This window comes from Kocuria kalidii (assembly GCF_044462225.1).
Classification (GTDB): Bacteria; Actinomycetota; Actinomycetes; order Actinomycetales; family Micrococcaceae; genus Kocuria; species Kocuria kalidii.
Map to the genome: position 1 here is coordinate 1 of NZ_JBISWJ010000025.1, position 13,852 is coordinate 13,852.

General features: G+C 70.5%; 10 protein-coding genes. 4 read left to right on the forward strand and 6 right to left on the reverse strand.

The window, feature by feature from the left end; translation table 11 throughout:
* Positions 1-28 precede the first annotated feature (28 nt).
* On the reverse strand, positions 29-1,144 hold the full coding sequence (locus ACH9D3_RS03885; RefSeq protein ID WP_396400348.1) for a mannose-1-phosphate guanylyltransferase: 1,116 nt from the start codon (positions 1,142-1,144) through the stop codon (positions 29-31).
* Positions 1,145-1,676: 532 nt separating this feature from the next.
* On the opposite strand from ACH9D3_RS03885, the gene ACH9D3_RS03890 reads away from it, so the two are divergent.
* Positions 1,677-2,786, forward strand: coding sequence for an endonuclease/exonuclease/phosphatase family protein (locus ACH9D3_RS03890; RefSeq protein ID WP_396409925.1), 1,110 nt, complete (start codon positions 1,677-1,679; stop codon positions 2,784-2,786).
* Positions 2,787-2,817: 31 nt separating this feature from the next.
* Here ACH9D3_RS03890 and ACH9D3_RS03895 read toward each other — a convergent pair whose 3' ends face one another.
* The 3 genes from ACH9D3_RS03895 to ACH9D3_RS03905 form a co-directional block, all read right to left on the reverse strand.
* Entirely contained in the window at positions 2,818-3,597 is a 780-nt protein-coding gene (locus ACH9D3_RS03895; RefSeq protein WP_396409926.1) for a hypothetical protein, read from the reverse strand.
* Positions 3,594-4,172, reverse strand: a complete 579-nt coding sequence (pth, locus tag ACH9D3_RS03900; RefSeq protein ID WP_396409927.1) for an aminoacyl-tRNA hydrolase — start codon at positions 4,170-4,172, stop codon at positions 3,594-3,596. The genes ACH9D3_RS03895 and pth overlap by 4 nt, the downstream gene beginning before the upstream one ends.
* Before the next feature lie 98 nt (positions 4,173-4,270).
* A complete protein-coding gene (locus ACH9D3_RS03905) occupies positions 4,271-4,891 on the reverse strand; it encodes a 50S ribosomal protein L25/general stress protein Ctc (RefSeq protein ID WP_396409928.1) in 621 nt (206 codons plus the stop codon).
* A 511-nt stretch (positions 4,892-5,402) separates the two neighbouring features.
* On the opposite strand from ACH9D3_RS03905, the gene ACH9D3_RS03910 reads away from it, so the two are divergent.
* Positions 5,403-6,863 (forward strand): exopolysaccharide biosynthesis polyprenyl glycosylphosphotransferase, encoded by a 1,461-nt coding sequence (locus ACH9D3_RS03910; RefSeq protein WP_396409929.1) that lies wholly within the window; start codon positions 5,403-5,405, stop codon positions 6,861-6,863.
* A 222-nt stretch (positions 6,864-7,085) separates the two neighbouring features.
* On the opposite strand, the gene ACH9D3_RS03915 is transcribed toward ACH9D3_RS03910, so the two are convergent.
* The gene (locus ACH9D3_RS03915; RefSeq protein ID WP_396409930.1) at positions 7,086-8,327 is read right to left on the reverse strand and encodes a S8 family serine peptidase; all 1,242 of its coding nucleotides are present in this window, start codon (positions 8,325-8,327) and stop codon (positions 7,086-7,088) included.
* 491 nt (positions 8,328-8,818) lie between these two features.
* Here ACH9D3_RS03915 and ACH9D3_RS03920 point away from each other — a divergent pair, with 491 nt between their 5' ends.
* Positions 8,819-9,277 carry a hypothetical protein gene (locus ACH9D3_RS03920; RefSeq protein WP_396409931.1) on the forward strand — a complete coding sequence of 153 codons (459 nt, stop codon included), beginning with the start codon at positions 8,819-8,821 and terminating at the stop codon, positions 9,275-9,277.
* 120 nt (positions 9,278-9,397) lie between these two features.
* Here ACH9D3_RS03920 and ACH9D3_RS03925 read toward each other — a convergent pair whose 3' ends face one another.
* Entirely contained in the window at positions 9,398-11,752 is a 2,355-nt protein-coding gene (locus ACH9D3_RS03925) for a hypothetical protein (RefSeq protein WP_396409932.1), read from the reverse strand.
* 481 nt (positions 11,753-12,233) lie between these two features.
* On the opposite strand from ACH9D3_RS03925, the gene ACH9D3_RS03930 reads away from it, so the two are divergent.
* A complete protein-coding gene (locus ACH9D3_RS03930) occupies positions 12,234-13,781 on the forward strand; it encodes an exopolysaccharide biosynthesis polyprenyl glycosylphosphotransferase (RefSeq protein ID WP_396409933.1) in 1,548 nt (515 codons plus the stop codon).
* Positions 13,782-13,852 lie beyond the last annotated feature (71 nt).

Below are 13,852 nucleotides of genomic sequence, written 5' to 3' on the forward strand. Positions count from 1 at the left end.
TCCCGGGTGCGCACGGCCCCGGCCGTTTTCAGAGCACGTCCGTGTTGCCGCGCTGCTTCAGGGAGGCCACGGCGTCCTTGACCCGCTGGGCGTGCTCCCGGGTGGTCACCAGCAGCGCGTCCGGGGTGTCCACCACGACGATGTCCTCGACCCCGATCAGGGCGATCAGCCGGCCCGTGTCCGAGACGACGATGCCGCTGGAGCTGTCCGAGAGCACCCGGCTGTTGTCGCCCAGGACCGTCACGTCGGGATCCGTCTCGGGATCGACGTGGTTGAGCCGCCGGATCGCGGCGAAGTCCCCGACGTCGTCCCAGGTGAAGCTCGCCGGGACCATGGCCACGTCCCCGGCCGCGGCCGCGGGCTCGGCCACGGCGTAGTCGATCGCGATCTTCGGCAGCCCGGGCCACACCCGGTCCACGACCTCGTCCTGGGCCGGGGTGCCCCAGGCCTCGGCGATCTCGCTCAGCCCGGCGTGCAGCGCCGGCTCGCTCGCCGCGAGATGGCGCAGCATCAACGACGCCGGGGCCACGAACATCCCGGCGTTCCAGGTGTGGTTGCCCCCGGCCACGTACTGCCGGGCGGTGTCCTCGTCGGGCTTCTCGACGAACTCCTCGACGCCCAGCGCGTTCGGCGCCCCCGGGATCCCCAGCGGGGCCCCGGCCCGGATGTAGCCGAACCCGGTGGCCGGGGAGCTCGGCGGGATCCCGATCGTCACGATCCGTCCCGTGGCCGCGGCGGTCACCGCCTCCCGCACGGCGTCCTGGAAGGCCCCGGCGGGCTCGATCACGTGGTCGGCGGCGAAGGAGCCGACGATCGCCTCGGGGTCCCGGCGCTGGACGAGCATGCAGGCCAGCCCGATGGCCGCCGCCGAGTCCTTCGGGGAGGGCTCGAGCACGAGGTCCTCCGCCGAGAGCTCCGGGAGCTGCCGGCACACCGCCGCGGCGTGCGTGCGGCCGGTCACGACCATGACGCTGCCGCCGCCGAGCCCGGCGAGCCGGTCGTAGGTGGCGCGCAGGAGCGACGAGCCGGAGCCGGTGAGGTCCAGCAGGAACTTCGGCGCGTCGGCCCGGGACAGGGGCCAGAGCCGGGAGCCGACCCCTCCGGCAGGGATGAAGGGGTGGAAGTGGGCGAGAGGGGAGGTCACGAACCCACACGATACGGCTTGGATGCACGCACCGCGTTCCTGCTACGGAACACTACGAGACAGACAGATTCCCACCGCTGGCGCCCCGAGCGCCGGTTCGGGTCGGGTCCGAGCACCGAGCATCACCTGATACGGCACCGCGAGCCCGAAGACCTCGACCGGACGTTCCACTGCAGTTGCAAGGCCGGGCCTCCGGGACAGACCGACGGAGTTGGTTGCCGACCCTGGCTATGATGACCGGTGTCGGCAGGTGCAACCCGAGTTAAGGACATCCCGTTCATCGCGTGCCGCGGAACCCTCTGAATCGGCCGGGCTCACGGGCCACGGGATCGCAGAATGCGACCCCGTCTCAATTCCACGTTCAGGTAACCTGCACACCGCCCGAACCGGTGCAGTGCGTGAACAGCTCGTCACTCCGCGCACCGGCCATCCAACTGTCGCCCGGCACAGAGCTCGACATGCTTGGGAAGACAGTCGTGGACACGCTGTCCACGTACGACCTCGTCGATCATCGACAGAGAGGGTGCCCTGCATGCTGGAGCGGCGCCGCCGGAACCCGTTCGGAGCCGCTGGACGTGCCGCGCTCTGGGTGATCATCGGGACAGGGCTGGGTCTGTCCATTGTCCTCGTGACGCCGCACAACCTGGGGCTGGGGGGCACGTATCCCATCGTTCAGTTGGAATCCCTACGACTCGGCTGGATCATGGCGCTGCTCCTCCTCATCGGCATGGCCGCCGTCCTGGCAAGGCACAGCGACCACGGCAGAGGCGTCCGAAAACGGGTGCTGCAGGTGATGGTCCTCCTGCTGATCGGTGCCGTACTGACCGAGTCCATATTGTTCGCACGAGCCGGCGGCTTCTTGCCCGCCCGCCAGGCGGCGGTGCATGCCCCGGGGCGGGACCTCACGGTGCTGTCCTTCAACGCGCGGCAATCAGAGGCCGACGAGATCGTCGAAGCCGCTGTGGCAGTCCAGGCCGACGTCCTTCTGCTGGTCGAAGTGGACGCTGAAATCGCCGCACAGATTGCTGAATCACTGCACCGGCGAGGACTGCCCAACCAGCTGTTCACCGACAGCGACAAGGCCGTCGATCCCGATGCGACCGCCATAGTCACCGCTGACCGGGTGGGGCGTTACCGTCAAGTTGCGGGCCCCGAACTCGCCTTCGGCTCCGTCTCCGTTGCTCCTGTTGACGCTTCCAGGGCCCTCATCGGGACCTCGTCGTTCACTCCGCCGAGACTAAGCGCGGTGCACCCGCCACCGCCCTTGCCAGGCCGATACTCACCCAACGCGTGGTGGCGGCAGCTCCGTCTCTCGGTAGAGACATGCCGGCCAGGAGAATCAACGATCGTCGGCGGAGACTTCAACGCCTCCACGACCCATATCGGCCACCTCATGGATGAAGGGTGTGTCGACGCAGGAGAGCATCTAGGCAGGGGCGCTGTCGGCACGTGGCCCAGATCGCTTCCCGCACCACTTGGGGCCAGCATCGATCATCAGATCGCCGACGCACAGCGCTGGGAGCCCGTCGGCATCCAGTACCTGGATATCGGCGAGTCCGACCACCGCGCTCTGGCGGTCTCCTATCGAGGCATCGCGCTTAAACCGAGGTCGGGAGCGCCGTCGGGAGCTTCGGCGGGCTGAAACCCTGCACGGCGGCCAGGAACGTTTCCGTTCAGCAACGCAACGGAGCTGTCCGCGGCGACGTCGAATCCGGTGGCGTCGGTCCACTCCGGCTCGTACGACTTCCTGGGATTGCCGTGCACGACCACATCCCCTGGATCAGGAGCATCGTCATGGTCAGGAGCTTCACCGTGACCCGTAGCTGGGCCGCGACCTCGCCCCCGGAACCGGAGAGCCGCCCGGGGAGAACGGCACCAGCCAGAACGTAGCCCACCGCGACGAGCACGAACGGCGTCACGGTGGCCAGCAACGTCCACGACGCAGATCGCGAGAATGCATCGCTTCCGCGGTGCAGGTGGACCAGTCCGCCCACCAGCACGAGCCCGGACACAGCCCAGAAGGCCAGGCCGCCGATCTCTTGGGCCGTGGTCGCGCCCAGCGAAGGCACCAGCCGGTCCAGGGCGAAGCGGGCGCCCACCCGTTCGTGGATCCGGAAAAGGTCGTCGGCGGCCACGAGGAGGAGCACGCCGCCCCACCCGGCCAGCACGTGGTGGGTCCGGTCGCGCAGACCCGTCCAGAGGAGCAGGGCGGCCGCGGCCCCGAGCTGCAGCAGCCCGAACAGCTCCAGGAGCGAGCCGTCCATGCCGCCGTTCCACAGCGCGGCGCGGCGGAAGGGCAACAATCGGCTGCCGTCCCGGTCCAGCACGGCGCCGCTGCGATGCAGGACGTGGGCGATCAGCAGCAGCGCGTCGACCACCATGACCACGGCCGCGATCCGGACGGGCCAGGATTCAGCAGGAGCCCGCGTCCACGGCGCGCGGGCGGCGTTCATCGGGCGTGAAACTTCTGCTGCGCCTCGAGCAGTCCGTGCTCGACCAGGGTTTCGACCGCATCGGCCGCGTCGTCGAGGAGGAAGGGCAGCTCCTTGACCTCGGTGGTGGAGAAGGGCTTGAGGACGTAGGAGGCCGCGTCCATCCTCCCCGGGGGCCGGCCCACGCCCACGCGCACCCGGTGGTAGTCCTTGGTGGACAGGGCCTTGGACATGTCCCGCAGGCCGTTGTGCCCGCCCTCTCCCCCGCCGGTCTTGAGCTTGAGCGCGGCGAACGGGATGTCGATCTCGTCGTGCACGGCCACGATCTTCTCGGGGGCGATGTCGTAGAACTTGGCGAGACCCGCCACCGGCCCGCCCGAGGTGTTCATGTAGGTCATCGGCTTGGCCAGCACCACCCGCGGTCCGCCCGGGCGCAGCCGGGACTCCAGGACCTGGGCGCGGGACTTGTGCACCTTGAAGGACCCGCCGAGCCGGGAGGCCAGCTCGTCGAGCACCATCTGCCCCACGTTGTGCCGGGTCCTGGCGTACTCGGGACCGGGGTTGCCCAGTCCCACGACCAGCCATGCGTCGGACATCGGTGCCTCCTGGGGAATCTCGGGGTCGGCTCGCTCATGGGAAGTGCGGGGCAGCCGCAGCCACCCCGCACTCCGCAGGTTCAATCGGACGATGGAGCTCAGGCCTCGTTCTCGGGGACGACGTCGCCCTCGGGGGCCTCGACGCTCTCCTCGGCCGCGGGCTCCTCGCCGAGGTCCTGGGCCTGGGGCTCCGAGACGTTGATGACCAGCAGCTCGGGGTCGGAGACCATGGTCACGCCCTCGGGCAGGCGGACGTCGGCAGCGTAGACGTGGTCGCCCACGCCGTGGCCGTCGAGGTTGATCACGACGTCGTCGGGGACGTTCAGGGCGTCGGCCTCGACCGTGAGGGTGTTCTCCTCGACGTTGTGCACGGCGGTCTGGTCGACCTCACCGATGACGTGCACGGGGATCTCGACCTCGACGCGCTCGCCGCGGCGCACGGCCAGGAGGTCGATGTGCAGGATCTCCGGGCGGGTGGCGTGGCGCTGGATGTCCTTGACCATGACCAGCTGGGTGCTGCCCTCGACGTCGAGCTCGAGCACGGCGTTGGCGTGGCGCACGGCGAGCATCGTCTCGTGGCCGGGGATGACCACGTGCTGCGGCTCGGCGCCGTGGCCGTAGACCACGGCGGGGATCTGGTTGTTGTTGCGGATGCGGCGGGCATAGCCCTTGCCGAAGTCGCTGCGCGTGCTGGCGGGGATGCGGATGGTGTCAACCATGGGAACTCCTCGAAGTCGGGTCTGTCGTCGGAATGGCCAGGCGATACCGGCCGCAGACCCTCCCCCGCGTCTCGGACGCCGTGCGACGCGCCCTCGGGGCGCCGCCGCACAAGTGGGGACGGGAACGTTCAACCAGCCGTCGTCGATCACGGGATCCGTCAGGATCCCCTCGCCTTGGCAACCGGTCAAGGCTAGCACGACCGGTCGCGCGACCGGCTCGCCTTCGGCGCCGCCCGCCCGGACCAGGAACGACGTCTCACGAGCAGGGAGATGACGCCGGTGCCCCCGGGGGCGGATCCCGACGTTCCGTCTCCGGGTACCTGTCCCCCACCCGGCGGGCAACCCGGTCCGCGCCGCCGGCCACCCCGTCGTCACCCGTCGTGCACCCCGTGTTTTCATCGATGTGCACTTGTAAAGTCATCGATGGGGGCCGGAACCACGCCGGGGGGCGTAGGGGAGTGTTCCGGCCCCCGCACACTCGGGGGGAGTGACCAACGTGCTCAAGAGAAACATGACCGTACGACCCGCCGCCTGGCGGGAGACCCACATCCGCAGCCTGCGCCGCGTGGACGCGGTGGCACTGGCCGCCACGCTCGTGCTGACGCAGCTGATGCGCTTCGGCTTCGAGCAGGAGGGCCTCGAGCTCGGCCGGCTCAGCGTGCCGTACTGGCTGGTCGGCGCCGTGCTCGGCGCGGCCTGGTGGTCCTGGCTGGAGCTGCGGGGCGCCCGCGACGTGCGCCTGATCGGCTACGCCGTGGAGGAGAACCGGCAGGTGGTCTCGGCCACGCTGGTCCTGTTCGGCGCCCTGGCGATCCTGTCCTACGTGCTGGACGTGCCGATGGCCCGCAGCTACGTGGTGATCGCCCTGCCGCTGGGCACGCTTCTGCTCCTGGCAGGCCGCAGCCTCGTTCGGCGGGGGCTGACCCGCCGCCGGCTGGCCGGCGAGGCGATGTCCCGGACCCTGGTGGTCGGGCGCGTGCCGGGGGTCGTGGAGATGCTCCGGTCCCTGCAGCAGAACCCGGCCGCGGGCTTCGACCCGGTGGCGGTCTACGCGCCGTCGTCGTCCCGGGCCCTGCCGCACCACCTGGCGCGGGTTCCGGTGCCGCGGAACACGCTGCCGACCGGGGAGGCGCCCAGCGTGGAGGGGATCGTGGCCGCGTGCCGTGAGCACCGGATCGAGACGCTGGTGATGGCCTCGAGCGCGCCGCTGAGCTCGGAGGAGGTAAGGCACCTGTCCTGGTACCTCACCGACGAGCACATCCGCCTGGTCCTCGACACAGGTCTCACGGACATCGCCGGCCCGCGGATCCACACCCAGCAGATGGCCGGGCTGCCGCTGATCCACGTCTCCACGCCGCGGATGAGCCGCTCGCGGCTGCTGCTCAAGCGCCTCGTCGACATCGTGGGATCCGTCACCGCACTGGTGGCCCTCTCCCCCGTCATGGCCGTGCTCGCCCTGATCGTCAAGGCGCACGACGGCGGGCCCGTGCTCTTCGCCCAGGAGCGGACCGGCCTGGACGGCTCCCGGTTCAAGATGCTGAAGTTCCGCTCGATGTACCTCGACGCCGAGGAGCGCAAGGCCGAGCTGATGGCCGCCAACGACGCGAAGGGCGGGGTGCTGTTCTTCATGGAGAACGACCCCCGGGTCACCACCCCGGGCCGGTGGATGCGCAAGTACAGCCTCGACGAGCTGCCGCAGTTCCTCAACGTGCTGCGGGGCGAGATGTCGCTGGTGGGCCCACGCCCGCCGCTGCCCTCCGAGGTGGCCCAGTACGAGGAGCACGTGCACCGCCGGCTGCGGGTCAAGCCGGGCATCACCGGGCTGTGGCAGGTCTCGGGCCGGGACGACCTGGACTGGGAGCAGGCCGTGCGCCTGGACCTCTACTACGTGGAGAACTGGTCCCCGGTGCAGGACTTCGTGATCCTGCTGCGCACGGTCAAGGCCGTGGTCGCCAAGGAGGGGGCGCACTAGTTGGAAGAGGCCAGCGACGACGTCTCGGCCATCCGCCGCGACTACGGGACCAGCCGGCCCGCCGTCCTGGCTGCTTGGACCGCGCCCCGAGGCCGCACTCACGGTGGCCCCGGGCAGTCACCTCCGCACCGCCCCGGAGGACAACCCAGCATTCGCCTGTGATGCGGCCTTTCACCTGCGTACTCCGCCGGGCATGCCGGCGGAGTACGCGAGGTCCTGGGCTTACTTGACGACGCTGCCGGCATTCACCCGGCCGTGTGCCCAGTAGGTGCCGGTGCCGGCGATCTTGTCGGCGGTGGACTCGACCTCGGCACGGACCGAGGTGTGAGTTGCGCCGGGATCGGAACTCCATGCGAGGGCAGCAGTAGCGGCGACGATGGCTGAGGACACCGAGGTGCCGTTGCCGACGTCGTACCCCATGGAGCGGTTGTTCTGCGTGCCCAGCACGAACGTGTGGTTCGGGAAGGTCGAGTAGACGTTGACCCCGGGCGCTGCGACGTCCACCCAGCCGGCTCCGTAGGTCGAGAACGAGGCCTTGGCGTCCTTGTTGTCGGTAGCGGCGACGGCGATGACGTTCGGGTAGGCACCCGGGTAGATCTTGGTCTGGTTGCCTCCGTTGCCGGCGGCTGCCACGAGCACCACACCGTTGTTCCAGGCGTTGTTGACGGCGCTCTCCAGGGTCCGTGATGCTCGGACCCCGAGGCTCATGTTGATCACTTTCGCGCCGTTGTTCACCGACCAGTTGATGCCGTTCGCAAGACTGGAGCTGGAGCCGACCCCGCTGTCATTGAGGACCTTCCCGTCCAGGATCTGGCAGCCCGGGCACACGCCGGCCACACCTTCCGTGTTGTCGGCGGTCGCGGAGACACTACCGGCCATGTGCGTTCCGTGGCCGTAGTTGTCGTCACCGGACTCACCCCTCGTGAAGTTCGCACGTGCCGCCACCTTCGGCGTGATGTCGTTGTTGTCGTTGGCCACACCGGAGTCCAGGACGGCAACCTTGACGCCGCTGCCGGTCGTGACGCTCCATGCCTCGACGGCATCGACGTCAGCGTCCGCCGTGCCCTCGGCCACCGAGATGTCACCGTTGGTGTTCGTGAACGACTGCCCGTCGTTCTGCAGGGCGTACTGGCGCGCGAAGTACTCGTCGTCCGTCGCAGGAGTGACCAGGTGATCCAGCTCGGCGTACTCGACTGCCGGATTCCGGCTCAGAGCGTCGACGAGTTTGGCCTCCTTGCCCTCCGGCACCCCGATGAGGAGAGCGTCCGTGCTCCCGATGCGGGGTCCTTTCTCCAGGCCGTGCCGGCGCAGCACGTCTGCTGCCACTTCTGGTTCACGGAACTCGACCATGATCTGTCCCTCTGCGTAGGGCACCTCGGGCGCCGCGTTGGCCGGGGCGATCAAAGCGACTGCGCCCAGTCCCATGGTTGCCGAGATGAAGCCGGCCAGAATGTCTTTTCTCATGATGAAGCTCCGTTGAGTGTTTCCAGCAGTCGAGCAGTGCGTGCAGAGGCTTCCCCCCGTCGCGCTTCTCAGCGCAAGCCCCCCAACCTGCCAGGATCATCTGGGCCGGTCCTCCTGGGGCCGACGACATCAGGATCTGGGCGATACAGCCGGTGCGCGGCTCCAGGACGGTGGGCAGTTCGCCGCGCGTAGGCCAAGCTTCCTCCGGATGGCACCTACTGTCGATACCCCGGTGAGCAGCGCAAGGACCCCCGGCGGTCGGTGGCCGGGGACCAAGGCGTAGCTCCCGACACCTCCCATGGAGCCGCACTGGACGAAGGTGCACAACGAACCACTTCCCGCATAGGGACACGGCCGGAACAATAGACTTTTGTCCTGTCCCGAGAAGACCATGTGGGGACAGAAAGTGCCTCCCACATGCATTGTCATCCGGATACGCTCGGAGCAACCCCGAAGAATCCGTATCCCCTCGACGGACAAGCGAGAATCCGATGACCACGTCCCCCCTGCACACCGACGCCCAGCGCTACCTGCGCTCCGGCTCCCCCGCCGGCCTCACCGTGACCCGTTTCGAGATTATCGACGACGTCGCCGAGCTCACCGTCGCCTTCACGCCGGCGGCCCTGGAGCGCGTGCTGCGCTCTCAGCTCGAGGCCGTGGGCACCCCCTCCGACTGGGACTGCCCCAACGCCGGCACGGAGGCCGGCTCCCCCACGTGGGCCTACGCCCTGGAACTGTCCCGGGTGTTCAACGAGCACTACTTCAACCACGTGCTGCTCGAGCGCCACGAGGCCGGCTTCGAGGCCCTCCTCGCCGCCCACGGCCACGAGGGCACCCCCGTGGTCGCCAAGCCCGACTACACCCCGGCCTCCCTGTTGCCGCTGCTGCGCCGGCTGAAGGCCGAGCACCTGAGCCGCTCAGAGCACCACTGGTCGGCACGCGCCGCCTGAGCACACCGCTGCCGGCCACGCGCCGGTGGCACGAGAAAGGCCTGGGGCCGGCACCACACGGTGCCGGCCCCAGGCCTTTGCGTTCACCGGGCCGTGCTGCGCGCACGGCCCGGCGGGCGGTCAGCTCCCGGTCGTGGAACGCCGGCGCATGGCCACCGCGGTGGCCGCGAGCAGCCCGGCTCCCGTGAGAGCCAGGGCACCGAAGCCGGCCCTGGCCTCCGCGCCGGTCCCGCCGGCCGCGTCGGAGCCCGTCTGCATGTTGAGTCCGTCGTTGTAGCCCGTCCAGGACTCGGCGGGGACCCAGGTCGATCCGCCGTCGGCGACCCAGCTCGGGCCACCGTCGGCGGCCCAGTCCGATCCGGTGTCGGCGATCCAGTCGGCTCCGCCGCCGGAGTCGGCCGGCGCGACGACGACGACGCCCTCGCCGGCCCCGGTCCCGCCACCCGGCACCGCGACGGCTCCGTCGGTGTCGCCGTCCGGGCCGGAGTCGTCCGAGTCGCTGTCGTCGGAGTCGGCGTCGGTGTCCGCGTCGGTGTCGCCGTCCGCGACCTGGCCGCAGACCTCGACGGCCCGGTCGAAGAGCGCCTCGAGGTCCTCCTCCAGGACGCCGGCCGTCTCGAGCTCGGCCCGGACCTCGGCGAGGTTCGCAATGGCGGCGTCCAGGGTCACCTGCGCGGCGGCGACCTGGCCGAGCAGGGTCTCGAGCCCCGCCTCCGCCGTCACCACGGCCTCCTCGGCGGCCGCCTCGGCGTCGATGACGGCCTCCAGCTCGGCGACGACAGCCCGGGCGTCGGCCCGCGCCTCGGCCTCGACGGCCAGCGCCGCGCGGGCGTCGACCAGGGCCTCGGAGTCCTCCTCCGCGGCCGCGAGCTCCGCCTCGGCCTCGACCACCGCGGCGGCCGCCCCCTCCTGGAGCACGAGCGCGGCAGCCAGCTCGGTCTCGGCAGTCTCGACGGCGGCCTCGGCGTCGGCCACGGAACCGGCCGCCTCGACGGCGGCCTCCGCGTCCACGACGGCCTGGACCGCGATGGCCTGGGCCTCGAGGGCGGCGTTCAGCTCGGCCTGCTCCGCGGCCAGCACGGCAATGGCCTCCGCTCGGGCCTCGAGCGCCACGCCCAGGTCCGCCTGCGCGGCGACCAGGACCGCACGGGCGTCCTCCACGGGGCCGGCCGCGGCCGCTGCGTTCCGGGCGGAGAGCAGGGTCTGCTCCGCGGCGTCCTGCACCGCCACGGCGGCGGTGAAGTCCGCCCCGGCCTGGACCGCGGCGGCCGTGGCCTGGGCCTGGACGGTGCGGGCGGCGTTCAGGTCGGCGCTCGCCGCGGCCAGGGCCGCATCGGCCTCGGCCAGCAGCGCCTGCGCGGACACCAGGGCCGCCTGCGTGCTGGTCACGGACGCGTCGGCCTCGGCCTGGAGGCGGAGAGCTTCGTCCAGAGCGGCGGCGGCGGCCGCGTCGTCGTCGGGGTCCTCGGTCTCGGCCGCGGCGTCCACGGCGGCCTCCGCCTCGAGCACGGCGGAGTCGGCCGTGGCCTGGAGCGCCAGGGCTGCGTTCGCGGCGACCTCGGCGTCGGCCAGCGCGTCCGCCGCCTCGACCTGGGCCGCTCCGGCTGCGGTGGCGACCTCCTGCAGCGGCAGGACCGCGGCATCCGCGGCCGCCTCGGCTTCCAGCGCCTCCGCGAGGGCTGCCTCGGCGGCGACGGCGGCGGTGTCCGCCTCGGCCTGGGCCGCGAGCGCGGCCTCCAGGTCCGCCTGCGCGGAGATCGCCGCGTTCAGGTCCGCCTGCGCCGCGTCGACGACGTCCCGGGCGGCCGCCACGTCGGCGTCGGCCGCGGCCTGCACCTCCGCGGCCGCGTCCACGTCGGCCTGCAGCGGGACCACCACGGCGTCCGCCTCGGCCCGGGCCGTGAGCGCGGTCTCGAGCTCGGTCTCGGCGGTGATCGCCGCCTCCACGCCGGCCTCGGCGTCCGTTCCGGCCTGCTCGGCGGCGAGGACGTCGGCGTCTGCGTCGGCCTCCACGGCCAGCGCGGCGTCCAGCGCGGTCTGGGCCTCGGCGATGGCCCGGGCCTGGGCGTCCAGCTCCACCTGGAGCGTCGCCTGCGCGTCGGCGACGGCCTCGTCGGCCGTGGCCAGCACCTCGAGGGCCGCCTCGAGATCGGCCTGGGCCTCCTCGGCGGCCAGCTGCGCCGCTTCCAGGTCCTCGACGGCCGTCACAAGGTCGCCCTCGGCCTCCACAGCGGCCTCGATCAGGGCGATGCGCTCCGCCTGGGCGACGAGGACGGCGTCGACGGCCGTCTCCAGCTCGGCGACGAGCGCGGCGTCCACGCCGGACTGCTCCAGCGCCGTGAGGAACTCGGCCTGCGCGGCGAGGCAGTCCTCCGAGTCCACCGCGGCCACCGCGGGCGAGGAGCTGAGGATGAGACCGCCGGTCGCGAAGGCGGCCGCCGTTCCGGTGGCCAGGATCTTCTTCTGCATGGTCATGTTCGCCTTGTCTGGTGCACGGTGGAGGCCGGGGGACCCACCTGGGGGAGAGAACGAAAGCACCGAAAGCCTGCTTTCCAATGCCCACGTTACCTATGCGAACGCCTTTGGACCGGATGGTCCGTCCACCCGCGCGTCGGCGAACGACCTCCCGCCCCACCACGCGCGCACGCACCGCCCGACGTTGACCTGTCACGGACAGCGTCCCCCGAGTGGGGGACGTCGAGCGGCACAGTCAGCACGACGAGACAGCACCCAGCAGGCCGTGTGATCCACCTCACCACTAGGAGCGACGCCGTTCCGCGGCTTGTCGGGACCGAGTAGTGCGGATGCAAACACCTTTCGTCATAGAGCCGCATTCATCCATTTGCGCCCCTAAACTGACGACAAGTGCAATGCAGCGCGCGGTCCGCCGTCGCTCCCCGGGCCGGGAGCCGACACCCCAGGTGGCCGCGCGCTTTGTCGGGGAGGGAGCACCACCATGCTCAGCGTCAACCACGTCGCCCACGAGCCAGCAGATCAGCACACCCAGAATTCCATCGAGCAGCGCCGCCAGGACGACGCCGAGCGCACGCCCGCGTCCGAGACCGGCTGGCGCTCCGCCTATCTCACCCGGTTGCGCTGGGCCGATGCTCTGGCCGTCGTCGTCGCACTCCTCGGCACCCAGCTGCTCCGCTTCCAGCTGGAGTCCGCCGGACTGAACCTCGGACCCCGTTCGGTGCCCTACGCCATCGTGGGCATCGTGCTCGCCTTCGTATGGTGGATGCACCTCGGTCTGCGCGGCGCCCGGGACGTGCGGCTCATCGGCCACGGCCTCGAGGAAACCCGGCAGGTGGTCACCTCCAGCCTCATCCTCTTCAGCGCGATCGCCATCATCTCCTTCGGCTTCGACCTGCCCACCGCCCGCAGCTACGTCCTCATCGCCCTGCCCCTGGGCATCGGCCTGCTCATCCTGGGCCGCTTTCTCGTGCGGGACCGCCTGATCAGAGCGCGCTATCGCGGCGAGGCCCTCTCCCGGACCATGGTCGTCGGCCGCCTGGGCGGTGCTACCGACCTCATCAAGTCCCTGCGCCAGCACCCGACCTCCGGACTCGAGGCCGCCGCCGTCTACGTCCCCGAGACCCGCAAACCGCTCCCTGCGGAACTGCAGCGCGTCAAGCTGCCCCTCAACGCCCTGCCCTCCGGCGAGCCGCCCTCCGTGCAAGGGGTCATGGCCGCCTGCCGCGACCACGGCATCGAGACCGTGGTGCTGTCCTCCAACGTGCCGCTGAGTACCACGGAGATCCGCCACCTCAGCTGGGAACTCGCCGACGCCCACATCCGCCTGGTCATGGACACCGGCCTCACCGACATCGCCGGCCCCCGCATCCACATGCAGCAGGTGGCCGGCCTCCCCCTCATTCATGTGGCCACGCCGCGGCTGAGCCGCAGCCGAGCCCTGACCAAGCGCCTGATGGACATCGCGGGCTCCGCAGCGGCCCTGCTGCTCCTCTCCCCCGTCTTGCTGGCCCTGACGCTGATCGTCAAGGCGCACGATCACGGCCCCGCCTTCTTCGCCCAGGAGCGCATCGGCCTGGACGGCAGCCGGTTCAGGATGCTGAAGTTCCGCAGCATGCGCACCGACGCCGAGCAGGTGCTGCAGCGCCTCAAGGAGCAGAATGAGGGCGCCGGCCTGCTGTTCAAGATGAAGGACGATCCCCGCGTCACCGGCCCGGGCAAGTGGCTGCGCCGCTACAGCCTCGACGAGCTCCCCCAGTTCCTCAACGTCCTCAAGGGCGAGATGTCCCTAGTGGGCCCCCGCCCCCCGCTTGCCTCAGAGGTAGAGCGATACGAGGACTACGTCCACCGCCGGCTGCGCGTGCGGCCCGGCATCACCGGACTGTGGCAGGTCTCGGGCCGGTCGAACCTCGACTGGGAGCAGTCGGTGCGGCTGGACCTCTACTACGTGGAAAACTGGTCGCCGGTGCAAGACATGCTCATCCTTGGCCGAACCTTTAAGGCAGTGGTTGCCAAGGAAGGTGCGTACTAAGAAGGAAGCCGTGTGCATATCCCCCGGCACTCAACTCGTGTCATTCGGCAATCGCCCAGGGCTTAAGGGCA